The organism is Rhizobium sp. SG741, assembly GCF_012275435.1.
GTDB lineage: Bacteria > Pseudomonadota > Alphaproteobacteria > Rhizobiales > Rhizobiaceae > Rhizobium > Rhizobium lusitanum.
The window spans coordinates 96359-120328 of the sequence record NZ_JAAZQP010000010.1 but is presented as its reverse complement, the minus strand read 5'-3'; the positions used below and the strand labels follow the sequence as shown (position 1 = coordinate 120328).

At 60.4% G+C, this 23970-nt stretch carries 23 protein-coding genes and 1 other RNA gene; 14 read left to right on the top strand and 10 right to left on the bottom strand.

Annotated elements, in window-relative coordinates; all coding sequences use genetic code 11:
* Positions 1–14 precede the first annotated feature (14 nt).
* Entirely contained in the window at positions 15–2051 is a 2037-nt protein-coding gene (locus FHT29_RS23810) for an ATP-binding protein (RefSeq protein ID WP_168596946.1), read from the top strand.
* A gap of 9 nt (positions 2052–2060) precedes the next feature.
* On the opposite strand, the gene miaA is transcribed toward FHT29_RS23810, so the two are convergent.
* Positions 2061–2957, bottom strand: coding sequence for a tRNA (adenosine(37)-N6)-dimethylallyltransferase MiaA (gene miaA / locus FHT29_RS23805; RefSeq protein ID WP_168596947.1), 897 nt, complete (start codon positions 2955–2957; stop codon positions 2061–2063).
* Between miaA and serB the strand changes: the two genes are divergently transcribed.
* The 3 genes from serB to FHT29_RS23790 are packed head-to-tail and all read left to right on the top strand — an operon-like array spanning position 2956 to position 5040.
* Positions 2956–3846, top strand: a complete 891-nt coding sequence (gene serB, locus FHT29_RS23800) for a phosphoserine phosphatase SerB (RefSeq protein WP_168600209.1) — start codon at positions 2956–2958, stop codon at positions 3844–3846. The genes miaA and serB overlap by 2 nt on opposite strands.
* 34 nt (positions 3847–3880) lie before the next feature.
* On the top strand, positions 3881–4444 hold the full coding sequence (locus FHT29_RS23795; protein WP_168600208.1) for a GNAT family N-acetyltransferase: 564 nt from the start codon (positions 3881–3883) through the stop codon (positions 4442–4444).
* A complete protein-coding gene (locus tag FHT29_RS23790; RefSeq protein ID WP_168600207.1) occupies positions 4441–5040 on the top strand; it encodes a GNAT family N-acetyltransferase in 600 nt (199 codons plus the stop codon). The genes FHT29_RS23795 and FHT29_RS23790 overlap by 4 nt, the downstream gene beginning before the upstream one ends.
* Here FHT29_RS23790 and FHT29_RS23785 read toward each other — a convergent pair.
* The 5 genes from FHT29_RS23785 to FHT29_RS23765 form a co-directional block, all read right to left on the bottom strand.
* The gene (locus tag FHT29_RS23785) at positions 5018–6730 is read right to left on the bottom strand and encodes a DegQ family serine endoprotease (protein WP_168600206.1); all 1713 of its coding nucleotides are present in this window, start codon (positions 6728–6730) and stop codon (positions 5018–5020) included. The genes FHT29_RS23790 and FHT29_RS23785 overlap by 23 nt on opposite strands.
* 193 nt (positions 6731–6923) lie before the next feature.
* On the bottom strand, positions 6924–7865 hold the full coding sequence (locus tag FHT29_RS23780) for a protease modulator HflC (RefSeq protein ID WP_037202677.1): 942 nt from the start codon (positions 7863–7865) through the stop codon (positions 6924–6926).
* The gene (gene hflK / locus FHT29_RS23775) at positions 7865–8992 is read right to left on the bottom strand and encodes an FtsH protease activity modulator HflK (RefSeq protein ID WP_037202678.1); all 1128 of its coding nucleotides are present in this window, start codon (positions 8990–8992) and stop codon (positions 7865–7867) included. Before hflK ends, FHT29_RS23780 begins: the two co-directional genes overlap by 1 nt.
* A 163-nt stretch (positions 8993–9155) precedes the next feature.
* A complete protein-coding gene (locus FHT29_RS23770; RefSeq protein WP_037202679.1) occupies positions 9156–9674 on the bottom strand; it encodes a dihydrofolate reductase in 519 nt (172 codons plus the stop codon).
* 105 nt (positions 9675–9779) lie between these two features.
* Positions 9780–10616 carry an NAD(P)-dependent oxidoreductase gene (locus FHT29_RS23765; RefSeq protein ID WP_168600205.1) on the bottom strand — a complete coding sequence of 279 codons (837 nt, stop codon included), beginning with the start codon at positions 10614–10616 and terminating at the stop codon, positions 9780–9782.
* Between the two features lie 298 nt (positions 10617–10914).
* Here FHT29_RS23765 and FHT29_RS23760 point away from each other — a divergent pair, with 298 nt between their 5' ends.
* Complete coding sequence (locus FHT29_RS23760; protein ID WP_168600190.1) at positions 10915–11163, top strand: hypothetical protein; 249 nt, start codon at positions 10915–10917, stop codon at positions 11161–11163.
* Between the two features lie 17 nt (positions 11164–11180).
* Here the strand turns inward: FHT29_RS23760 and FHT29_RS23755 are convergent, their stop codons facing one another.
* Positions 11181–11747, bottom strand: coding sequence for an XRE family transcriptional regulator (locus tag FHT29_RS23755; protein WP_168600204.1), 567 nt, complete (start codon positions 11745–11747; stop codon positions 11181–11183).
* 240 nt (positions 11748–11987) lie between these two features.
* On the opposite strand from FHT29_RS23755, the gene FHT29_RS23750 reads away from it, so the two are divergent.
* Positions 11988–12515, top strand: coding sequence for a GNAT family N-acetyltransferase (locus FHT29_RS23750; protein WP_168596952.1), 528 nt, complete (start codon positions 11988–11990; stop codon positions 12513–12515).
* A gap of 78 nt (positions 12516–12593) precedes the next feature.
* On the opposite strand, the gene FHT29_RS23745 is transcribed toward FHT29_RS23750, so the two are convergent.
* Positions 12594–13514, bottom strand: a complete 921-nt coding sequence (locus tag FHT29_RS23745) for a thymidylate synthase (RefSeq protein ID WP_168600203.1) — start codon at positions 13512–13514, stop codon at positions 12594–12596.
* Between the two features lie 202 nt (positions 13515–13716).
* Here FHT29_RS23745 and ssrA point away from each other — a divergent pair.
* The 4 genes from ssrA (at position 13717) to FHT29_RS23725 (ending at position 15282) form a co-directional block, all read left to right on the top strand.
* Positions 13717–14086: a transfer-messenger RNA gene (gene ssrA, locus FHT29_RS23740) on the top strand.
* Positions 14087–14206: 120 nt separating this feature from the next.
* Entirely contained in the window at positions 14207–14713 is a 507-nt protein-coding gene (locus FHT29_RS23735) for an SspB family protein (protein ID WP_037202684.1), read from the top strand.
* A 55-nt stretch (positions 14714–14768) separates the two neighbouring features.
* Positions 14769–14963, top strand: a complete 195-nt coding sequence (locus tag FHT29_RS23730) for a DUF4169 family protein (RefSeq protein ID WP_037202685.1) — start codon at positions 14769–14771, stop codon at positions 14961–14963.
* 106 nt (positions 14964–15069) lie between these two features.
* Positions 15070–15282: a ribbon-helix-helix domain-containing protein gene (locus tag FHT29_RS23725; RefSeq protein WP_037202875.1), complete on the top strand. Its 213-nt coding sequence runs from the start codon at positions 15070–15072 to the stop codon at positions 15280–15282.
* Between the two features lie 73 nt (positions 15283–15355).
* On the opposite strand, the gene FHT29_RS23720 is transcribed toward FHT29_RS23725, so the two are convergent.
* Together FHT29_RS23720 and FHT29_RS23715 are read right to left on the bottom strand one after the other, a co-directional pair.
* Complete coding sequence (locus tag FHT29_RS23720; RefSeq protein WP_047558032.1) at positions 15356–19063, bottom strand: AsmA family protein; 3708 nt, start codon at positions 19061–19063, stop codon at positions 15356–15358.
* A 250-nt stretch (positions 19064–19313) separates the two neighbouring features.
* Complete coding sequence (locus FHT29_RS23715) at positions 19314–20726, bottom strand: FAD-linked oxidase C-terminal domain-containing protein (protein WP_037202687.1); 1413 nt, start codon at positions 20724–20726, stop codon at positions 19314–19316.
* A gap of 374 nt (positions 20727–21100) precedes the next feature.
* On the opposite strand from FHT29_RS23715, the gene FHT29_RS23710 reads away from it, so the two are divergent.
* From FHT29_RS23710 to FHT29_RS23695, 4 genes are all read left to right on the top strand, one after another.
* Positions 21101–21874, top strand: a complete 774-nt coding sequence (locus FHT29_RS23710) for a transporter substrate-binding domain-containing protein (RefSeq protein WP_246703095.1) — start codon at positions 21101–21103, stop codon at positions 21872–21874.
* Between the two features lie 63 nt (positions 21875–21937).
* A complete protein-coding gene (locus FHT29_RS23705; RefSeq protein ID WP_047558039.1) occupies positions 21938–22609 on the top strand; it encodes an amino acid ABC transporter permease in 672 nt (223 codons plus the stop codon).
* A complete protein-coding gene (locus FHT29_RS23700) occupies positions 22606–23265 on the top strand; it encodes an amino acid ABC transporter permease (RefSeq protein ID WP_037202690.1) in 660 nt (219 codons plus the stop codon). The genes FHT29_RS23705 and FHT29_RS23700 overlap by 4 nt, the downstream gene beginning before the upstream one ends.
* Complete coding sequence (locus FHT29_RS23695; protein WP_037202691.1) at positions 23243–23968, top strand: amino acid ABC transporter ATP-binding protein; 726 nt, start codon at positions 23243–23245, stop codon at positions 23966–23968. The genes FHT29_RS23700 and FHT29_RS23695 overlap by 23 nt, the downstream gene beginning before the upstream one ends.
* Positions 23969–23970 lie beyond the last annotated feature (2 nt).

Sequence of the window (23970 nt, the reverse complement as noted above, 5' to 3'; positions counted from 1 at the left end):
CTCGAGGTAGCCGTTTGCTCAATAATGATCTGCAGACGTCCGGCAAGGCTGGAGATTTTGATCGCCGCGACAAACTAAAGCCGGGAAATCGCTTTCTCGGTCGCGTTGTCGCGTGCAACGGCTCCAGCGCGACCATTGCCGCCGTCGCCGAGAATGGCGGCACCGATCTCACGGAACTTTGGTCGGTCGGCAAGCTGATCTCAATCAGCGTGGGGGCAAATCGCGTCGCAGCCATGGTCTACGCCATGAACACCAGCAATATCGGCTGGGGCGAAGAGCAGGACAACCTCTTCCGTATCGAAGTGGAGCTGCTGGGCGAAGTCCGTGTCGAGCCCGATGGCCGCGAGGAATTCTCAAGCGGCATTTCCGCTTATCCTTATCTCGGCGCCATCGCGCATCGCATCCGCGCCAGCGACCTGATGCGTATTTTCGATGCCGGCAAGGACAGCAGCTGCGTCATCGGCAAGCTGACGCAGGACGAAAGCATCGATGCCGCCATTCACATCCCGTCGATGCTGTCGAAACATTTCGCCGTGGTCGGCTCCACAGGCGTCGGCAAATCGACCGCCGTCTCGCTTCTGCTGCATAAGGCAATCGGCGCCGATCCGAAGCTGCGGGTGCTGATCCTCGACCCGCACAACGAATTCGCCGCCGCCTTTCCGAGGCACTCCGTCGTCATCGATACCGATACGCTCGACCTGCCCTTCTGGCTGATGCGGCTCGAGGAATTCAGCGAAGTCGTCTTCCGTGGCCGTCCGGCGGTACCGGAAGAGCTCGATGCGCTGCGCGATCTCATTCCGGAGGCAAAACGCGCCTTTCGCGGCAGCGATTCAACCTTGATGCGTCGCCAGTCGGAAAAAGCATCGGTGACGGCGGATACGCCGGTTCCCTATCGCATGGCCGACCTGCTGGCGCTCATCGACGAACGCATCGGACGGCTGGAGGGGCGCCAGGAAAAGCCGCACCTGCGCTCGCTGAAAATGCGCGTCATCTCGGCAATCAACGATCCGCGCTATAATTTCATGTTCTCCAACAACACGATCACCGATACGATCATGGAGACCATTGCCGAGATCTTCCGCATTCCGGGCGATGGTAAGCCGATTTGCACCTTCCAGCTCGCCGGAATTCCTTCGGAAGTCGTCAATTCCGTCGCGTCAGTCCTATGCCGCATGGCGTTCGAGCTGACGCTCTGGAGCGATGGCGCGATCCATATGCTCGTCGTCTGCGAGGAAGCGCATCGCTATATCCCCGCCGATCCGACGCTCGGCTTCCTGCCCACTCGGCAGGCCATTTCCCGCATCGCCAAGGAGGGACGCAAATACGGCGTTTCGCTTGGCATCATCACCCAGCGTCCGGGCGAACTCGACCAGACGATCCTGTCGCAATGCTCGACACTGTTCGCCATGCGCCTTGCCAACGATCGCGACCAGGAAATCATCCGTTCGGCCATACCGAACTCCTCCATATCGACGACGAGCTTTCTGTCATCCATAGGCAACGGCGAAGCCATCGCCTTCGGCGAAGCCATTGCCGTGCCGATGCGCATGCGTTTTTCCCGCGTGGCGGAGAATTTGCTGCCGAAAGCCAATGGCAGCGTGGCGAAAGCCAGCGAGGAATCACCTGACACCGTCGACCTGCGGACCATTGTCAGCCGCATGCGCTCGATCTCCGCTCCCGATATTTCCGCCCTGCAGCAGAGCTACAATGCCGCGAGTGAAGTTATGCCTGAGATCAGGAACGATCTTGGCGATGCCCCTATCGAACAATCCGCAAGGCGCCTGATCGAGGCGACCTTGCCATCGATTGAACCCTATCGCCCGGACATGCTGCCGCGCGCCGACGCTCTGCCGCCGACGGCGGCCTCCATGCAGACATCGATCGACAGCAAGCTCGCGGAACTGCGCCGCGAAATCCGTGGCGACGACACGGCTGGCGCTCGCGCGATGCCGACGAGAGACCCCGCTCCGTCCCTGCGGCGGGAGCCCGGCCTTTCGCTGCGTGACAGTATCCTGAAGAAACCGCTGAGCAGTCTTTACGACAAGGATTGATCGGTCAGCCTATGGGCTGACGCGCTCCCAGCTTTCGTCCATCTGATTGCGAAACCACGTCATCTGCCGTTTGGCATATTGCCGTGTAGCTGCCGCTCCGGTTTCGAGAACGTCCTCTCGCGTCATCTCGTCTCTTAGCATCGCGGCAATCTGCGACACGCCGATCGCCTTCATGACCGGCATCTCCGACGATAGCTCCAGCGCCAGCAGAGCCCGCACTTCGTCCGCAGCCCCCATCGCCAGCATCTTTTCAAAGCGGCTGTTGATGCGCTCGTGCAGCAAGGCGCGGTCCGGCAACACCACGATCTTCCGGGCGCGCTCAGGATCGATCACGACTGGCCCGGTCTTCCCCTGAAAGGCGGCGATGGATTGGCCTGTCGCTTCGATCACCTCCAGGGCGCGAACGATGCGCTGGCCGTCCTGAGGATTGAGAGTTTCAGCAACGGCACCGTCGCGGTCGGCAAGCTCGCGATGCAGCGCCTCGGCTCCCTCCGCCAGGAGTCGCGCGCGCAGACGGTTACGAATCTCAAGAGGAATGCCGGGCATGTCGGAAAGGCCACCTGTCAACGCTTTGAAGTAAAGCCCTGTTCCGCCGACGAAAACAGGCATTCGCCCCTCATCGCGCAATCGTTCCACCAATACGGCGGCCTCGCGCAGCCAGAAGCCGGTGGAATAGGCTTGCGCTGCCGGCACATGACCATAAAGATGGTGCGGAATGCCCTCCATATCCGCCTGCGAAGGCCGAGCAGTCAGCACGCGTAACGTATCATAAACCTGCATGCTGTCGGCATTGACGACCACGCCGCCATGCGCACGCGCCAATTCAACCGCCAGTGCGGACTTGCCGCTGGCGGTCGGCCCGGTTATCAGGATCGCGTCGATATCGCTCACAAGGTTTCTGCTCATGGCCTTCGTTGCCACGCTTATTGCCAATCCGTCAAATCCCGTTCTTGCTCCGGCCATCGCTGAACAGGCAGCAGATGCCGTCAAGGCCTCAGGGCTCTATTGGCTGGCCGACGGCATCGCTTGCGATATCGCGCTGCGCGACGATGCCGACCTGCGGGCGGCGGAAGCCAACATCCTCGCCGTCATCGGCGGCGCGCCGATCGACCTGGTGATCCAGGAAGCCGAAACACGTCGCAAGAAACTGCTGATCGCCGACATGGACTCGACGATAATCGGCCAGGAATGCATCGACGAACTCGCGGCCGAAGTCGGCCTGAAGGAGAAGGTCGCCGACATCACGGCCCGCGCCATGAACGGCGAAATCGCCTTCGAGCCCGCCCTGCGCGAGCGTGTGGCCCTGCTGAAGGGCCTGCCGATTTCCGTGGTCGACGATGTCATCGCAAAACGCATCACCCTGACGCCGGGCGGTCCTGAGCTGATCGCCACGATGAAGGCGAAGGGGTATTACACTGCCCTCGTTTCCGGCGGCTTCACCGTCTTTACGAACCGCATCGGCGCGACATTGGGCTTCGACGAGGATCGCGCCAATATCCTGCTGGAAGAAAGAGGCGTCCTCACCGGCCTCGTCGAAGAACCGATCCTCGGCAAGCAGGCCAAGGTGGATGCGCTGACCGAGATCGCCGAAAAACTCGGCATTTTGACCGACGACGCGCTCGCCGTCGGTGACGGCGCCAATGATCTCGGCATGTTGCAGCTCGCCGGCTCCGGTGTCGCACTGCACGCCAAACCGACGGTTTCGGCACAGGCTCGCATGCGCATCGACCACGGCGATCTGACCGCCCTGCTCTATCTCCAGGGCTATCGAAAGAGCGACTTCATCAAACCATAGAAACGGCGGAAGCCGCCAATGTCGGGTGCCATCGATGACCATCACCGAAACCGAACGCCTCATTATCCGCAACTGGCGCAAGACGGACCGAGATCTGGTCTTCGAGATCAATTCCGACGAGGCTGTGATGGAGTTCTTTCCCTTCCGCCGCAACCGTGCGGAAGCCGATGCCTTCTTCGATCGCGTCCACTCGATGATCGCCGAAACCGGCCTCGGCTTCTATGCACTGGAGGAAAAAGCCAGCGGCGAGACGATCGGCTTTTGCGGGCTGGCACGTGTCGATCACCTTGAGCCCCCCATAGCCAAGGGCACAATCGAAATCGGCTGGCGGCTCGCGGCTCGCTACTGGGGCAAGGGATTTGCCAGCGAAGCAGCGCGAGCGCTGCTCGCGCTTGGCTTCGAAAAGCTCGGTCTCGACCAGATCGTTTCCTTTGCCGTGCACGACAATACCAGGTCGACCTCCGTGATGGAGCGGATCGGCATGCATCGCGTCGCCGGTGGCGATTTCGACCATCCCAACGTGCCGGACACCTACCCACACTTGAAACGGCACGTGCTCTACCGCCTGACTGCGGATGAATGGCGCGTCGGGCGATGACCCTCCTCGAGACGTCCCGGCTGACCCTCCGGCCCTGCCGGGAAGAGGACCGCGATCTGTTCTACGAGCTCAGCTCCGATCCCGCCGTGCTTGCGTTCTTTCCCTTTCGCCGCAGTCGAGCAGATGCCGATACCGTCTTCACCATGATCCGGAGCGTCGTCCCGGAACCCGGCTTCGATCTTCTGGTGATAGCTTTGAAGCAGAGCGGCGAAGCGATCGGCCTTTGCGGGCTGTCGAAGCCGCAGCTCGAGCCCTATTTGCCGAAGGACGCGGTGGAAATCGGCTGGCGGATGTCAGCGCGCCACTGGCGCAATGGCTATGCCACAGAAGCCGGCCTGGCGCTCCTGCGCCACGGCTTCGAGACGCTGAAGCTTGATGAAATCCTGTCTATCGCCGTTCACGACAACCGTCGCGCCCTCGCGGTCATGCGAAGGATCGGCATGCATCCGGATCCGGCGATCGACTTCGACCATCCGCAGATCCCGGACACGCATCCGCAATTAAGACGCCACGTCGTCTACCGCCTGCGTGCCGCCGAGTGGCGGTCGCAGGGCAAACGGAAAACTGAAGTGTCTACTCGAGAGCAACAGCGATAAAGCGCAAGTCGCCACTTGGAGACGCAATCATCAACTGCGCATTGCGGCGCCCTTCCCGCTTCAGCGAGGCCACTTTTTCCGATGCGGCACTCGGCGTCTGCACGAATTCCTGCGCGACTTCGACGACAACATCCCCGGGCTTCAGGCCCTTCTCGGCGGCAGCCGAACCCGGTGCAACTTCCGTGATGACGACGCCATCGACGCTATCGGCGATACCGAAGCTCTTGCGGTTCTCGGCCGTCAGCGTCGCCAGCTTCATGCCGAGTATACTTGTGTTTGCATGGGCCGGTGGCTGAGCCTGCGGCGACTGCTGCTGGTTGTCACCCTGGTCCTGTCCATCCATGCCATCATCATTGCCGCCGTCGCCCCCGTCCGGATTGATGACGCCGTCATGATTGCCCTCACCATCAGGCGCGAGCTGAGGCTGCTTGTCCTTGTCGGTGTTCGCCGCTGCCGCCTGATCGCTATTTTCCAGCCGGCCAAGCGTGACCTTGACGGTCTGCTCCTTGCCGTCGCGGAAAATGATCACATCCACTTCCTTGCCGACCGGGCTTTCAGCGACGACACGCGGCAGGTCGCGCATTTCAGCCACATCCTTGCCGTCGAATTTCAGGATGACGTCACCTGCCTTGATGGTGCCGTTGTCGACGGGGCCGCCCTTGATGACGCCGGCCACGAGTGCGCCCTTCGCGCTGCCGAGACCGAGACTGTTGGCGACATCATCCGTCACCGGCTGAATACGAACGCCGAGCCAGCCGCGACGGGTTTCGCCGAAATCCCTGAGCTGCTTGACGACGCCCTCGGCCAGCTCCGAAGGCACGGCAAAGCCGATGCCGATCGAGCCGCCGCTCGGGGAGATGATGGCCGTGTTGATGCCGATCACCTCACCCTTCATATTGAAGAGCGGGCCGCCGGAATTACCCTTGTTGATCGCCGCATCCGTCTGGATGAAGTTGTCGTACGGACCGGCATTGATGTTGCGCCCGCGCGCAGAAACGATACCGATGGTCACGGATCCACCCAGGCCGAAGGGATTGCCGATCGCCATCACCCAGTCACCGATCCTCATCTTGGAGGAATCGCCGAACTTCACCGCCGTCAGCGGATGCTTCGGCTCGACCTTGAGGAGCGAGAGATCGGTCTTCGTATCGGTTCCGATCAGCTTCGCCTTCAGCTTCGTCCCGTTCGGGAATATCGCCTCGATATCATCGGCGCCTTCGATGACGTGGTTGTTAGTGACGATATAGCCGGCCGCATCGATGACGAAGCCAGAGCCGAGCGAGCTTACCTTGCGGTTGCTGTCCTCGTTATTCCTGTTCTTGAAGAAATCGTTGAAGAAATCCTGGAACGGCGAATTGTCCGGCACCTTCGGCGTCGCCGGGCCATCCCCCTCGTCCTTCACCTTCTGCGAGGTGGAGATGTTGACGACGGCATCGAGCAAACCGGAAGCAAGATCTGCAACCGAAGCGGGGCCGGCATTCATCGCCGGGTTCATCGTCATCGTCGGTGTGTCCGCAGGCGGCGTCTGGTTGTTGGTCGCTGCCGGTGCCTGAGCGCCCGCAGCCGCGCCGCTATTCTGCGTCTGCGCATAGGCCTGTTCGGCGCCACCGACGACGGGACCGGCAATCAGCGCCATGCTGGCCAGCAAAGCGAACGAACGTCTGAAAGGCAGGCGAAGGGTCGGGGCCATCAGGCATCCTCATCGATAAAGGGAAATCTTGAATAAGCATCAACATAAGGCGGAATGATGAAGCGCGAAATCACCTTTTTGCGAAATCCCCGAACCTCAATCCGACCAAGGCATTTATGGCAAAGGTGATGTGGTTTCCGATAAAGAAAAGGGCCGCCGTGAGGCAGCCCTTGGATTTCAGCGGGTTGACGCCTCAGTTCGCCGGAGTCGTCGTCGGACTGGCCAGCGCCGGCGCGCCGGAATTGGGCGCGGTACCGTTGGGACTATCGAAGAACTTGAAGAAGTCCGACTTGTTCGGCGGCAGGACCAGCGTCTTGCCACCGGAAACGAACGCCTTGTTGTAGGCGGCCATCGTGCGATAGAATTCGTAGAAATTCGGATCGCGCGACGAGGCATCGGCGAAGATGCCGTTGCGCTCGGCTTCACCCTGACCACGCAGGACTTCCGAATCCTTCTGCGCATCCGCGATAAGCTCGACGACCTGACGGTCCGCGATCGCGCGGCGGCGCTGGCCTTCTTCGTTACCCCGTGCGCGGAGGAGCTCGGCTTCCGCCAAACGCTCGGCCTTCATACGATCATAAGTATTCTGCGACACTTCCTGAGACAGGTCAGTGCGGCGGATGCGGACATCCTCGATGTTGAGACCGAGCGTCTCGGCATCGCGGCGCAGATCGTCGCGCACTTCGGTCATCATCGACGCGCGTTCGTTGGACAGCGCCGCTTCGAAGTTGCGCAGACCGTAGACACGACGCAGCGAGGCGTCGAGGCGGGTTCTGAGACGGGATTCCGCCGCATCACGATCGCCCGACACCGCCTCGCGGAACTTGCGAGCATCGGTGATCTTGTAGACCACGAAAGCATCGACCTCGTAGAACTTGCCGCCCGACACCTGGACGCGGATATTGTCCAGATCGAAACGGAGTTCCTGCAGCTGTATGTATTGAACGCGGTCAGCATCCATGAAGGCGAAAGGCAGCTTGAAGTAGAGCCCCGGCTCCGCCTTGACTGCGCGGATCTGGCCGAAACGCAGGACGATAGCCTGCTCCCGGGCATTGACCACGAACACCGACGAATAAACGAGCAGCAGCAGCACCGCGAGCGCGATGAGAATGGTTGGTAAACGGCTGGACGTCATTATTTGGCCTCCGGCTGAGCTGCAGTGGCGGGCTTGCCCGCCCGCGTCGCGGGCTGCTTGCCGATGTCGTTCAGCGGCAGATAGGGCACGACGCCCTGCTTGTCATCGATGATGACACTGTTGGAATTGCCGATAACGGTCTCCATGGTTTCAAGGAACAGCCGCTTGCGGGTGACTTCCGGCGCCTTGATGTACTCGTCGTAGATCGAGATGAAGCGCTGTGCTTCACCCTGAGCTTCCTTTACGACACGATCCTTGTAGGCAGCCGCTTCTTCGCGGATCTGAGCCGCGCGACCGCGGGCCTGACCGAGCTGCTGGTTGGCGTATTGATTGGCCTCTTCAACCTGCTGGTCTTCGTTCTGCTCGGCGCGCTGTACTTCTTCGAACGCATCGGCCACTTCGCGCGGCGGTGCTACATCCTCGATCGGTACGGCAGTAATGGCGATGCCGGCGCCGTAGCGGTCCAGCGTATCCTGGATGATGGCCCTCACCTGAACGGCGATTTCCTGGCGGTTATCGCGATAGATGTCCTGGGCGGGACGGCGGCCGACGACTTCGCGCATGGCGCTTTCTGCAACCTGCTGCAGCGTTTCGTCGGGACTTTCGAGATTGAAGAGATAGGATTGCGGATTAGTTACCACAAAGAGAACCGAGAATTGGACGTTGACGATGTTCTGATCGCCCGTCAGCATCAGGCCGGCAGTCGAACCGGCGGCCGAGCGACCGCCGATATTGCGCTGCTGTTCCGTGACCTTCACGAACTCAACGCGATCCATCGGCCAGAAATGGAAATGCAGGCCGGGCATCGAGACTTCCGTGTTCGGCTTGCCGAAACGCAGTTCCACACCGCGCTCATCCGGCTGCACCGTATAGACGCACTGAATCAGCCAGAAAACACCGATAACCGCAGCGATGATAAGAAAGACGCCCGCATTGAAGCCACCAGGGATAAAGCCTTTCAACCGGTCCTGGCCGCGGCGAATAATATCCTCGAGATCCGGAGGCCCTCCGTTGCCGCTTCCCCGCGGCCGGTTCGGTCCTTGCCCCCAAGGTCCCTGATTATTTCCACCGCCGCCGCCGCCGCCCCACGGGCCACCGCCGCCGCCATTCTGATTGCTCCAAGGCATCAAAACCTCTTTGTTTGTTGACTCCCAGCACCGCGCCGAACCCGCAAAATTAGCAGGCGGCAGCGATTGCATCCCGTTATAGGTATCGACGCACCTGCTTTCAACGCAACTTCAGGAAGTTCGGCGGATTAACTGGAAAATATTTGAATTTTCAGGGCAGCCCTTATGCATTTCGCCTAAAATAACTGACGAAACGTGTCGGATAGGTGTCCTTCTCGCCGGCGGGCACGGCAAGCTCGCTGTCGACCTGCCAAAGGGCGGGATCGATGGCCGGGAAGGAGGTGTCGCCATCCACCTCCGCCTCGACATGCGTGATGAGCAACCGGTCGGCCAGACCGATCGCCTGCCGATAGATCTCGCCACCGCCCAGAATGCAGATCTCGTCGACGCCGCTCTCGGTCGCAAGGCGGGACGCAGCATCGATGGCTTCGCTCAGCGAATGCACCACCGTTACGCCTTCGGGCGAAAAGCTTTCATCGCGAGTGATGATGATGTTCGGTCGGCCGGGCAGCGGCTTGCCGATCGACTGGAATGTCTTGCGTCCCATGATGACGGGCTTGCCAAGGGTCATCGCCTTGAAGCGCTTGAGGTCGGACGACTGTCGCCAGGGCATGTCGCCGTCACGCCCGATAATGCCATTGCGCGAAACGGCAACGACGATGGTCTTGATCGGCTGGGTCATGCTTCCTCCCTCAAACAACGTTACCATCGCCATAGGCGAGTCGGCCTCATGATTCCATTGCATGATAGCGCTGACAGACCTTGGAAAGCACCCACCCGCCTGCAATCAACCGCCATTGTTGAGTTTATCGAGCTGTCCGGCCAGCACGCCGCCATCCTCGCGATCATCCGCCATCTTGCGGTAAAGACCGGCCATGCCTTTGAATATCAGCGCGGCGGGATCATCTTCGCCGAGGAAATCCGAGATCTCCTCCATCTCCGCGACCCAGCGATAGGCTTTCGGATACATGTCTGGGATGCCCTGCACAAATTTCGCATCGAGATCCGGCAGGCTTTCCCGGAGCTCGCGTTTCAGGGCCTCATCCGCTCCGGAGCGGATGGCGGCGAGCAGCATGGTGGTCCCAAGGCCTGTCACGCCCTTGTTGATGCCGGCATAGCACATCTTCAGCGCCGATGCGGCGCCGATCGGCCCATCGATTCGGCGCACCTGAAGCCCGCGTTCGGCCAGCGTGGCGCTGCTGTTGGCCGCATCGCCGCTGACATAAAGCTTGGGTCCCTTCTGGCCGGGCTTCGGCGGGCCGCCGATGATGGAACCATCGAGAACCACGCCGCAATCGCTGGCAAAGATCGAGGCGACCTGCACCATCGTCTGCGGCGAAATCGCATTGCAATCCATGAATGTCGTCTTCGTGCCGCGTCGACGCACGGCTGCTGCGATCTGCTCGGCCACGCCGATGGCGGCGGCGGGTGGAACGATGGAAAGGATGAGGCCGGCTCCGGCGATAGCGTCCAGCCCGACAACCTCCATGCCCGCAGACTTCGCTCGATCGATCGTTGTCGCCGAACGGCCTTCGAGATGGGTCAGCACCTTCGCGCCATTCTCGACCAAACGCCTCGCAATGGCGCTGCCCATCGCGCCGGCTCCGATGACTGCGATATCCACGACCGATCTCCCTCTTCACGCAAGGACGACAACATAGCGCCTCGCGACTAGGCCGACGAGCGGAATGCGGCGCGGGAACGATAAGTTTTGCGCATGGGCGATGGGCCAAAAAGCGATCGGCCAAGACAGGCGCCATAGCTTTTTCTTATAGGCTGCCGACCATTTCGAAATGGGCAATCGTCGCGCTTCCCGTCATCCCTAGTCGCCAGTCAAGACCTATCAGGGCTCGTCAAACACGGTACGGCACCGCATCCGGACCGAGCGGTCTCGACGCGGTGTTGGCCGGAGACGGAGGAAAATGCTGATCCATTTATTTGATGGCCTCGCCCACGGCATGCTGCTGTTCGTGCTTTCGTGCGGGCTGGCGGTGGGAGGGTCCGTGCCGCAGCACGGCCCTCCTTGCAGGCCTTGTCTGCAATCCGCCCCACCGACTTTTCGCATCACGAACCACCAGTCGCATGTCGACGATCGCATTCATCGGCTTCCTCAAGACCTGTTTCTGCGCTTCGTCCGCGAAAGGGTGAACGCATCGCCGGAAGCAACTTAGCCGCCGCGACGCTTGCTCTACGCGTTGCGGAGAACAAGAACGGCATAGATGCAGGGCCTGCCGCTCTTGTTCTTGAACATGCAATCCGTCGGCGGGCCGAGCTCGAGGCAATCGCCTGCCGACATTCGATGCCTTGCATCGCCTTCGAGAAAAATCAGCTCGCCCTCCAGCACCCAAATGAGCTGCCGCATGAAAGCATAGGCCGATGCCGGCATGGGAACATCGGCTCCCGCGGGCAATTCGATGCGAACCAGATCAAGCGGCAGGTCCGACTTCGGGGACACATGCCGCCGCTCGTAGCCGGTCTGCGGATCGACCCACACGGGCTGATCCTCCTTCTTCAGGAAACGGCCCTGCTGCATTTCAGCACGTGCCATCAATGTCGACATGCTCAGGCTGAAAGCACCCGACAGCTTGCCGAGCAGCGTTGCCGTCGGACTGCTCTCGCCACGCTCGATCTTGTGGATCATGGCGCGGGAAACGGCGGAACGTTCGGCAAGCTCTGTCAGCGACCAGCCGCGGCTCTCGCGTTCGATGCGAATGCGCGCACCGATGCGCTTGTCGATTTCATCAAGTTGAGACATCGTTTTACTATAGTAGACTTTCCTGAGGATAGCAATATGGAAATCCACAACAATTCCATAGCTAAATAATTGATATATTGACGTAATATTTTAAAATCAATTCATGCCTTAGGCCGCCCGTTATCAGCCTGATGGTTTTTATGATAACATAGTGGACAAGCGCAGAAATCGGCGTATGACAGAGTGAAACGATCAATCACACCAGAATCCAATTTAGTGGATAGCTTCACGGAGCAATCGATGCAAATTCGCGATGCCAATGACGAAGATGTCGCGGGAATAACCGCGATCTACAACGACGCCGTCGTCAACACAGCCGCGATCTGGAACGAGACACAGGTCGATGCGGACAATCGAAAGCGATGGCTGCAGGATCGGCGCAGGCTGGGCTATCCGGTGCTGGTCGCCATTGACGATCGCGGCGAAGTCGTCGGATATGCCTCATTCGGCGATTGGCGGGCCTTCGACGGCTATCGGCATACGGTCGAGCATTCCGTCTATGTCCGAAATGATCAATATCGAAGCGGAATCGGCAGGGCGTTGATGGTCGAGCTGATCGAGCGCGCCAAAACCATCGGAAAGCATGCGATGATCGCCGGCATCGAGGCCGGAAATGTCGCTTCGATCAGGCTCCATGAGAAGCTCGGCTTTCAGCAGGTCGGCCTTCTCCCGGAAGTCGGCACGAAATTCGGCCGATGGCTCGATCTGGCGTTCCTGCAACTGCTGCTCGATCGGCGCACTGAGCCCGATTCCCCGCCGACAGCCTGAAAGCGCCGGATACAATGGCAATCACGGTCGCAACGTTCGTTCTCTCGGGCTAACATTCGTTGCCGGCCGAAACGCCGCCTAGACGGCAACCTCAGCCGCAATCGCCGCGTGCGGCTCGTAGCCTACGACTTCGAAATCCTCGATGCGGTAGCCGTCTATGCTGTCGGGCCGACGCAGCAAGCGCAGGGTCGGGAACGGCTTGGGTTCGCGACTCAACTGCTCGCGGATCGCATCCAGATGGTTGAGATAGAGGTGCACGTCGCCGCCCGACCAGACCAGTTCCCCCACGTCCATATCAACCTGCTGCGCAACCATGGCCAGCAAGGCCGCCTGCTGCGAGATATTGAAGGGGTTCCCCAGGAACAGATCGCACGAGCGCTGGAAGACCATCAGGCTGAGGCGCGGACGCCGGCCTTCGGCGCCGGATATGTTCGACACATGGAACTGATAGACCATGTGGCAGGGATGCAGCGCCATGTCGGCCAATTCGCCGACATTCCACGCATGGAAGATCATCCGGCGGCTGCTGGGATTGGTTTTCAGGTCGTGAATGACCGATGCGAGCTGATCATGCACCCGGCCCTCGGCATCGCGCCACTGGCGCCATTGCTTGCCATAGACCGGGCCGAGATCGCCCCACTCGAGCGCAAAAGCCTCGTCAGCCAGAATTCGCGCCTCGAAAGCGATCTGATCGATGTTCTCGCCGGTGGCCTTGCGATATTTCGCCAATGGCCAATCGGTCCAGATCCGCACGTTTTCCTTAAGGAGGTTGCGGATGTTCGTATCACCCGTCAGGAACCAGAGCATTTCCTTGACGGCGAGCTTCCAGTAGACGCGCTTGGTCGTGAAGACCGGGAACTGCCCCTTCGAGAGATCGAAGCGCATCATCGCTCCGAGGCCGCTCAGGGTGCCGACGCCCGTTCTATCGATCCGGCGATCACCGTTCTCGAGCAGGTGCGCCATCAGGTCGAGATATTGATACTCCGGGTGGCGAACCATCTTCAGCTCCGAAATCGCTCTTGAAGTTTTCCGGGCGGCGCGAGTGACGCCAGCGGCAGTTCGCCGCCGCGCGCCCGGCCGATTCCTTTTTCGCAATTCTAGTGACAAGCTGGTGGGAAACCAACCGCGGCTGACAATAATCTCACCGATTCTCTGCCTTCCTGCCGCAAACCGATGTTTCAGCAAAGCATTTATGACAATTGCCCTTCCCTTCGCCCGCGGAAAACACTATATCAGCCATGCCGGTCTTCGGGCCGGCTATGGCGATAAATGAGCGGTGTAATAAACCTATTGGACCCGGGGGCGGTACCCGGCGCCTCCACCAAAAACCGGCCGGCTAACTGGCGTCAGACCGGCTTTTGATGGGGGCGAAACAGGATCGACAAGGGTGTAAAGATCGACTTTTTGCTCGGCATTGTACCGCCGTTATCGGGCTAAAATTGTAGTTGCAAACGACAACTATGCGGAAGCTCGTCTCGCTGCTTAATCGCGGTGTGACACTTCAAATAAAGTCCTAAGGGGTCGCACTCTTAGGCGGGGTTCGAAGGCACCTGGCAACAGAAGCCTTCACCTTATCCTCCAGTGCTATATTATATATGACGAGGCGATGACTCGCGCACGGGGCTTTCCCGTCGACGTTCGGCGTGGCATAAGCCTTACAAAAAGCATGGGCCAACGAAAGACAGGAAAGCATGGCGCAGGATCATATCCGCTACGACATTTTGGCACAGGACGCCCTGCGTGGAGTCATACGCAAGGTGTTGACCGAGGTTGGCGCCACCGGCCGTTTGCCCGGTGATCATCATTTCTTCATCACCTTTCTGACGGGCGCTCCCGGTGTGCGCATTTCGCAGCACCTGAAGTCGAAGTATCCAGAGCAGATGACCATCGTCATCCAGCATCAGTTCTGGGATATGAAAGTCACTGAGAGCCAGTTCGAGATCGGCCTGTCTTTCTCCGATGTCCCCGAAAAGCTGGTCATCCCCTTCAACGCGGTCCGCGGCTTCTACGATCCTTCCGTCAACTTCGAACTGGAGTTCGACGTGCCGTTGGCCGACGACGAGGAAATCACTTCCAGCGAGATCACCGCCTATCCCGTGACGGCCGAACACGCCGAAGAGCCGGCAGCGGCCAAGGACGGCGAGGAAAAGAAGCCTGGTTCCGTCGTCTCTCTCGACGCATTCCGCAAGAAGCAGTGAGCATGTCGGGGAAGCATCCGCTTCCCCTTTCCACATCGGCAACGGGAAAAGATCGATGAACGCCGAAATCGTCAATCTGCGCCAGTTCCGCAAGAAACAGGCTCGTTCCGAGAAAGAAAAGCAGGCAGAACAGAACCGCATCACGTTCGGCCGCACCAAGACGGAAAAGAACCTGACGAAGGCGCTCAACGACAAGGCCACAAAAGAACACGAGGCCGGCCGCAGGGAGACGCCAGAAACAGACGACTGACTACTGCGCCAGAATTAAAAAACTTCCGAAATCAGTTGCTTACCCGTGCATTTTGAATCACGTTACCAATATCCCACCGTTTCCGATTTTTTTGATCGACCCGCCGATGATCCGTAAACATTCCGCGACGCTGCATGGCCATCGCACGAGCTTTTCCCTTGAGGATGCCTTCTGGACAGAACTGAAGGCAATCGCCAATGTACGCGGCACGTCGCTCGCAGCGCTGATTTCCGAAATCGACGACGGACGCGATGCAGAGAGCAACCTCTCCTCCGCGCTGCGCCTCTATGTTCTCAAGTGGCTGAAAGAACGCAACTAGCGTCACTACTCCAGATTACGGCATCCGGTTGAAACCAATGCCGCACAAAGCCATGCGCTATTGGGGCCATGCGCTATTGGGCGACACCGGGCAATCCGTTGAAGTTCAATGGCGTTGTCGGCTGCGGCGACTGGCCGTTGAGCGCCGGCAATTGCTGGACCTCGGCTTTGGCACGAGCTTCGGCGGCGGCCTTGGCCTTAGCCTCCTCGTCCGCTTGCTTCTGTGCCGCAGTGCGCCTCATCAAATCGCGCAGCCGGATTTCTTCGGCCCGCCGCTGCTGCTCGATGGCCGCGTCGCGCTGCCGTTGGGCTTCGCGCGCAACGGCCACGTATTTGTAAAGCGAGACCTCGCGCCGGAGCCGCTGCTTTTCGAGGACATTGGCCTGAAGGCGCTCGACGCGCCGGCGCTCGCGCTCGAAAGCGCGCAGCGACAGGAAGCTGGTGACGTCGCTCACGTCCATCGTCCGGCCGGGCGTTGCCAGCGGGCCGGCGAAATCGAGGCGCAAAGCCGGCTCGGCGCCACTCTGCGCCTCGCTTGCGGCATTCAAGTCGATGCCGAGAGAGCCGCGCATACGCTCATCCGGCAAGCTGATTTCGGCATTGCCGGAGAGCTTCGCCACATCGTTGCCGGCGACGATGTTCGTAGCACGCACGACGCCGGAGGAGATATTGAACGGTATGCTCGTGGCCGGCAGCACCGCCTCGCCATTGTTGAGCAGCGTCTGCACGATCGGCAACACCTTTTCGGCCGTGATATCGCCCTGGATCTGATCCGTCGCCGACAGCAAGGGCGGCAGGACGGACAGATTAAGGCCACGCACATGAGTCTCTCCGAGCTTGACCTCGCCCGAACCACTGGCGTTGGCCGCAAGGTCGCCCATGCTCTTGCCGCTGGCTTCGACATTCATGGCCAGGCCAAAGCGGCCGCTGGCAAGTGGCGCACCGTCACGTTGCCAGGCGACCGCGGCAAGATCGCCGTTGGCGAGGCTGAGCTTCGTTTGCATAAGTCCGGTGCCGTCGGAATTGGCGAGCATCAGGCTGCCATTCAGCGTGCCGCCGTTCCAGCCGCCGGACAGATCGTTCAGCCGCAATTCCTCGCCCTTGTAGGCGACATTGCCGGTGAAATTCGAAATCGGACCGAATATGCCCGGCCATACCTGCTTCGCCGAAAGCTTGATGCCGATATCGAGCCCGCTGAAAGCCGGCAATCCGAGCTTGTCCCTGGTCAGCTTGCCGGTTTTGGCGTCCGTGATCGGGCCATAGATCGCCTCGGCCAGCCAGCCGAGATCCACCTTGTCGAGCGACAATTCCCCGGTCGCCTTTATGTTCGGCGCCTTTCTGTCGAAGGTGAGCGCGCCCGACACATTGTTGTCGGCAAACAGCCCCTTCATGCCGGAGAATACGATCTTGTCGGGGCTGACAGCGGCATTGGCCTGGAACTTGACCGGTAAGCCTGTGCCCATCTGCGGGATGCCGATGCCGTTCATGACGAAATAGGGATCGAGATCGGCGCTATCGAGCGATAGTGCGACGTTGCCGTTGAGGAAGCTGTCGGGGCGCACATCGACCTTGCCATTTGCAGTGAACGAGGTCTTATCGGTCGCGAAAGTCAACGCCGCATCGGCCGGATCTGTGCCGCTGGCGGACACTTTCAAGGTCATGCGGCCATTCGCATCGGCTTCGACCGGCAGCGGATCGAGACCGGCCTGACCGAAGAGGATCGACGTCACGGAATTTTCGAGCGTTCCTTCCAGCGTCGTCTTGCCCTTGCCTGCGAACGCCGCCAGATCGGACATGCGGTAATCGAAATTGACGCGGCTGCCGTTGGACACGCCGGCGAGCGTCACCGTCAACGCATTGTCCTGATCGCCGCCGAGCGTCACCGCGCCGCGAAGCGCGGTGTTTCCGTACCAGGCGGCATTGCGCACCAGACGATCCATGACAGGATGATGGGGCAGATGCTGGCGGAGCATTTCGAAGAAGGGGCCGGGATCGGCCGCCTTGAAAGTGATTTCGCCCGATCCTTTATAGCTCGCGGGCGAACCGTCGGCGCGACCCGTCGCAGTGATCTCCGCGCCGGCGACATTGCGTACCGCAAGCTTGTCAAGCGTCAGCGCGCCATCCGCGATCGAGAACGATGTATCGACATCGTCGGCCGGCACGCCGAAGGCGACGAATTTCGCAGCCTGCAGATGAGCGGTGATCCGGTGATCAAAAAGGGATTCGCCGGCGTCCTGACCGGTGAACAGGCCGGTCAACGCTCTCAGCGCATCGAGATCGAACGCATCGCCGGTAAGATCGACGGCAAGCTTCGGCGCATCCTTGTCGTTCGGCGCCTGGCGATCGAGGCGGCCCTTGAGCGTAGCCGAACCGATGGCGATCTCCAGATTCTCGAAGCGCTGCTCTTCATGCCGCAGGCTGACGTCAGCGGAGAAGCCGGCCTGGTGCAGTTGGCGGATAGACGGATCCACGGATCCCACCAGCCAGGAGGCGAGGCCGGAGGGCTGGCTGGAGGCCACGACGAGATTGCCGATGAAATTCGGCTCGCCCTGCAGCATCAGATTGCCCCGCGCCTCGACCTGCGTGCGCCCAGGCAGCGTGCCGATCGCGTGATCGATCTTCCAGCCCGTTCCCGCCGGCTCGAGATCGAGCTGCACGTCGCGAATGGTCGTGTCGCCGGCAACAATCGCGGGCAAGCGGAAGGTCGCCTTACCGGGCACTTGCGGCACCGGAATTTCTGCCGCGGTCTCAATCAGGCTGTTCAAACGCTGGCGAGCCGAAACGGCCGGGTTCCGGTTGGTCTTGCCATTGGGACCCTTGCTGTTACCCAGGCGATTGACGTCGATCTGCTGGCCATCGGCGGTCAACAGAAACTCCGGCTTGGTCCCGGTATCCAGTGTCGCCTCGCCCGTCACCACGTAGGGGTCGTCGGCAGCGCCGACTTCCAGCCTATACTCGGGAACGCGAATACGATCGTTTGTCAGCTCGAAACGGCCCTTGATGCGAGGCTGGACTTGCTGGTCGCCAGAATTGCCAGAACGTTTGTCGTCGACCCCGGCGTTGAACGAACCCATGTAGTCCGGTTTGCTGTTGACCAGCTTCAACTCGCCATCGAGATCGACATTGAGCGGATGCCGGTCGGGCATCAGCCGGGTGCGAACGCGCAAAACGCCGTTGTCATCAGGCTGGCTGCTGGAAATACTGAAGTTACCGTGCTCGCCATCGAGCGCCGCATCGCCTTCGATCCGCCATGGCCCTGCCAGCGATTTCGCCGACATCTCAGCATTGAAACCGGTAATATGCCGGGTGCGGCCGGATTGCTCGTCGATGAACAGGATATCGCCATCGTCCACATGCACGCTTTCGAGCACCACCGACTTGGCGGGAATCTCTGGCTGGCTGCCGCGCATCCAATCCAATGTGCCGTCCTTTGCCAGCCGCAGGTGCACCTTCGGCTTCGACACGCGCATATCGAAGATCAGCGCTTCGCCGGAAAGAAAGGGCGCCAGCTCGGCATCCATGGAGAATTCGGCAATCTGCACCAGAGGCGTACCATCGGCCTCCTGACCAACGCGAACATCATGCAGCGTCACGGAGGGAAAAGGCAGGAGGCGCGCATCGACGGTGCCGTGAACCGTCACCTTCTTGCCGATGATACGGCTCGCCTGATCCTCGAAATTCTTTCGAAAATCGGTCCAGTCTATGAAGATCGGAGCGAGCAGCGCCACGAACAGCACTACCACAAGCAATCCACCCAGAAAAACCAGGACCTTACCTAACAATGCGCACCGTCTCCAATCTTCATTCCAAATATACGATAGACCGTAACCTATCGGAGCACATACACCACATCGCCCCGGATACGCACGTTTCTATCCGATCCCATTGCAAAATCGCATCATTTTTCCCGAACGATGCGGCGTGATCTAGCGCATCCTGGCCGCTTTCCATGACAACGGTCAGAAAAGGGTGGCTCAAGCCTAGCGCCATTCACGCGGGTAGCAAGCCAAGATCATGGGAATGCTCCACCTTTCAATGCGTATGGAATATCTTACCAGGGTTGAAAATGGCATCGGGATCGAGTGCTTCCTTGATCTGTCGCATCAAATCGACGGCATCGCCGAGCTCCTGTTCAAGGAATGACATCTTGCCCTGCCCCACGCCATGCTCGCCTGTGCAGGTGCCATCCATGGCCAGTGCACGCGCATTGAGGCGGGCAACGAAAGCCTCGACCGTCGCGATGCCTTCGGGGGTCTTGTCGTCAAACAGGACAAGCACATGGAAATTGCCGTCGCCGGCATGGCCGACGATCGGCGCCAACAATCCATTCGCCTCGATATCGGCCTGGGTCTCCGCGACGCATTCGGCCAGCCGCGATATCGGCACGCAGACGTCCGTCGACAGTGCCGCCAGGTCAGGCGCAAGGGCGCGCGCTGCCCAATAGGCATCATGCCGCGCCTTCCAGAGCTTGTTGCGCTCCTCCGCATTAACAGTCCAAAGGAATTCACCACCGCCGCACTCGGCTGCGATCTCGGCGAATTGTGCCGATTGCAGCGCAACGGTCTCGTCGGTGCCGTGAAATTCGAGGAAAAGCGTGGGCTTCTCGTCAAAGGTCAGGCCGGAATAGCGATTGCAGGCCCGAAGCTGCATGGCATCGAGCAACTCGATGCGCGCAACGGGAATGCCCATCTGGATCGTCATGATGACGGCATCGCATGCCGCCTTGATATCAGGAAAGGCGCACGCGCCGCCGGCGATCTTCTGGGGAATTCCCTGCAGGCGCAACGTCACCGACGTCAGCACCCCAAGCGTTCCTTCCGCGCCGACGAACAGCCGGGTCAGATCATAGCCGGCGGACGATTTCTTGGCGCGGCGGGCGGTGCGGATTTCCTCGCCATTGGCGGTAACGACAGTCAATGCCAGCACGTTGTCCTTCATCGTGCCGTAGCGGACCGCATTCGTGCCCGAGGCGCGAGTGGACGCCATGCCGCCGATCGAGGCATTGGCGCCGGGATCTATCGGGAAGAACAGGCCGGTGTCACGAAGATAGGTGTTGAGCTCCTCGCGGGTCACGCCTGGCTCGACGGTGCAATCCAGATCCTCGGCATTCACTTCAAGAACCCGGTTCATCCGGCTGAAATCGACGGAAATTCCGCCTTGTGGTGCATTCACCTGCCCTTCCAGCGAAGAGCCCGTGCCGAAGGGGATGACAGGCACCTTATGCTCGGCGCAGACCTTGACGACAGCCTGCACGTCCTCGCGCGTTTCGGCGAAAACCACGCCGTCGGGAAGCTGCGCGGGAATATAGGTGGTCGTATGGGCATGCTGGGCGCGGAAGCTTTCGCCGGTCTGGAAGCGCTCTCCGAACGTCTGCTTCAGAATGCCGAGAACGGCTGATATCCCCGCCTCGTTGCGTTTTCCCGCCTTAGCATCAGCCAGCACCATCTTCCGAATCTCCCATCGCGAGCGTCAAAGGACGTTAACCTTTTGTCGGTTCTATGGGACATAGATGTGGCGGTGTCCAGCCATGAAAATGATCCACCGTTCTCGCGCCACATCGCCCCTTGCTTCTATTGCATGAGTGCCCGTTTGCAGCGCCCCGGATAGACACGTGCAAAGAAACGTCGCGACCTTAAAATGCGTATTTTTTAGGCAAGCGCCGGCAAACTATCCATCGAAGACGAACCCCTCTCGCGAGGATACCGGCAGCCGCCTGAGATGAACGTCGTGCCGGCGACTGGCATGGGTCTTGCGTTTGGCCCTCCAGCTTTCACATAGCCCGATTGGAAGGACACTCGATGAAGCGCAGACAATTGCTCATGGCACTCGGCATCGCGATGCTCGCGATGGGATCGCTTTCCGCCCCGCACACAGCCCGGGCGGATGCCTTGAGCGACATAACATCGCGCGGCACGCTCCGCGTCGCCGTTCCGCAGGACTTTCCGCCTTTCGGCAGCGTCGGCACTGATATGGCGCCGATGGGTTATGACATCGACATGGCCAACCTGATCGGCGAAAAACTTGGCGTGAAGACCGAGCTCGTGCCGGTCACCAGCGCCAACCGCATTCCCTATCTGCAGACGAACAAGGTCGATCTGGTGATTTCAAGCCTCGGCAAGAATGCCGAACGCCAGGCCGTCATCGATTTCTCCGACGCCTACGCGCCGTTCTTCAACGGGATCTTCGGCCCCGCCGACATTGCCGCCACCAAGCCGGAGGACCTTTCCGGCAAGACGATCGGCGTCACTCGTGGCGCGATCGAGGATCTGGCGCTGACGAAGGTCGCGCCGCAGGACGCGACGATCAAGCGCTATGAAGACAATAACGGCACCATCTCCGCCTTCCTCTCCGGCCAGGTGCAATTGATCGCGACGGGCAACGTCGTCGCGGCGGCAATCCTCGCCAAAAACCCGCCGAAAAAGCCCGAGATGAAATTCCTCATCACCAACTCCCCCTGCTACATCGGCTTCAACAAGAGCGAGCCGGCCCTGCAGAAAAAGGTCGATGAGATCATCGCCGCCGCCAAGGCCGATGGGACGCTGAACAAGATATCGCAGAAGTGGCTCGGTGCCGATCTTCCCGCCGGCTTCTGATCAACGCACGACGGACCGCACCACTGGCTGGCGGCGCGGTCCGTCCGAGCGAGGTATCTTCCCATGCGCTATCATTTCGACTTCGGCTGGCTCGCCGAATATTACCCCGTCCTGATCAAGGGCATCCTTGTCACTCTGGAGCTGACCCTGATCGGCGCCGTGCTCGGCATCATCCTCGGCATCGCCTGCGCCTGGGCGCGCGCGCTCGGCCCACGCGGGCTCAAGCCCGTCGTTGCAACCTATGTCGAGCTGATCCGCAACACGCCTTTCCTGATCCAGCTCTTCTTCATCTTCTTCGGCCTGCCCGGCATCGGCGTCCAGATGAACGAGATGACCGCAGCCAACCTCGCCATGGTCATCAATCTCGGCGCCTATAGCTGCGAGATCATCCGCGCCGGCATACAGGCAACGCCGCGTGGCCAGTTCGAAGCCGGCGCGAGCCTCGCGATGACGCCGTTCGAGACCTTCCGCCATGTCGTTCTCGTGCCGTCCCTGCAACGCATCTGGCCGGCGCTATCGTCGCAGGTCGTCATCGTCATGCTCGGTTCATCGGTCGTCTCGCAAATCGCGGCAGAGGATCTGACCTTCGCGGCAAACTTCATCCAGTCACGCTCGTTCCGCGCCTTCGAAGCCTATTTCGTGTCCACGGCGATCTATCTGGTGCTGGCGATCCTGCTCCGACAGGCGCTCGCGGGCGTGGGCGCATTGATCTTTCCACGCAGGGCCAGCCGATGATCCAGTTCACCACATGGGATATTCTCCGCGGCCTGCTGTTGGCCACGCGCTGGACGATACTTCTGTCGCTGGTCTCCTTTGCCGGCGGCGCCATCGTCGGCGCGATCCTGCTGTTCCTTCGCATCGGCAAGCGCAAGGCCGGTCGCATCGCCGTCAAATACTTCGTCGAGCTGTTTCAGGGCACACCGCTGCTGATGCAGCTCTTCCTCGCCTTCTTCGGCCTTGGCCTCTTCGGCATCGACGTGCCGGCTTGGCTGGCCGCCGGCGCAGCGCTGACCCTCTGGTCGTCCGCCTTCCTCACCGAGATCTGGCGCGGCTGCGTCGAGGCCGTCGCCAAGGGGCAATGGGAAGCCTCCGCCAGCCTCGGCATGGGCTATATCCAGCAGATGCGCTATGTCATCCTGCCACAGGCGCTGCGCATCGCCGTGCCGCCGACGGTCGGCTTCTCCGTGCAAGTCGTCAAGGGCACGGCGCTGACCTCGATCATCGGCTTCGTCGAGCTGTCAAAGGCCGGCACCGTCATCACCAACGCGACCTTCCAGCCATTCACCGTCTATGGCTTCGTCGCTCTCATCTATTTTGCCCTCTGCTGGCCGCTGTCGAAAAGCAGCCAGATCCTGGAAAGGAAGCTCAATGTCGCTCATCGAGGTCACTGAAGTCCGCAAAAGCTTTGGCAGCAACGAAGTCCTGAAAGGCATCAACCTCGATGTCGAGCCGGGCGAAGTCATCGCCATCATCGGCAAGAGTGGTTCGGGCAAATCGACGCTGCTGCGCTGTATCAACGGGTTGGAGACAATCAACGACGGCTCGATCTCTGTTGCAGGCGCGCAGCTTCTGCCAGATGACCTGCATCTGAAAGCATTACGTCTGAAGGTCGGCATGATCTTTCAGCAGTTCAATCTGTTCCCGCATCTAAGTGCCGGACGCAACGTCATGCTGTCGCAGATGGTCGTCAAGAAGATCGCCAAGGCCGAAGCCGAAACCATGGCACGCCGCATGCTCGATCGCGTCGGTCTTGGGCACAAGTTCGACGCCTTTCCGGACGAGCTCTCCGGCGGCCAGCAGCAGCGCGTCGCCATTGCCAGGGCGCTCGCCATGCAGCCGATCGCGCTTCTCTGTGATGAGATCACCTCGGCCCTCGACCCGGAGCTTGTGGCTGAGGTCCTCGCCGTCGTGCGCGAGCTGGCAAGCGAAGGAATGACGCTGCTGATGGTGACGCACGAAATGAAATTCGCCCGCGACGTCTGCTCCCGCGTCGTCTTCATGCACCAGGGCCGAGTGCATGAAATCGGCCCGCCGGGCGAAGTCTTCGCCAACCCGCAGACACCGGAGCTCAAGCAGTTCCTCGGATTTCACTGAGC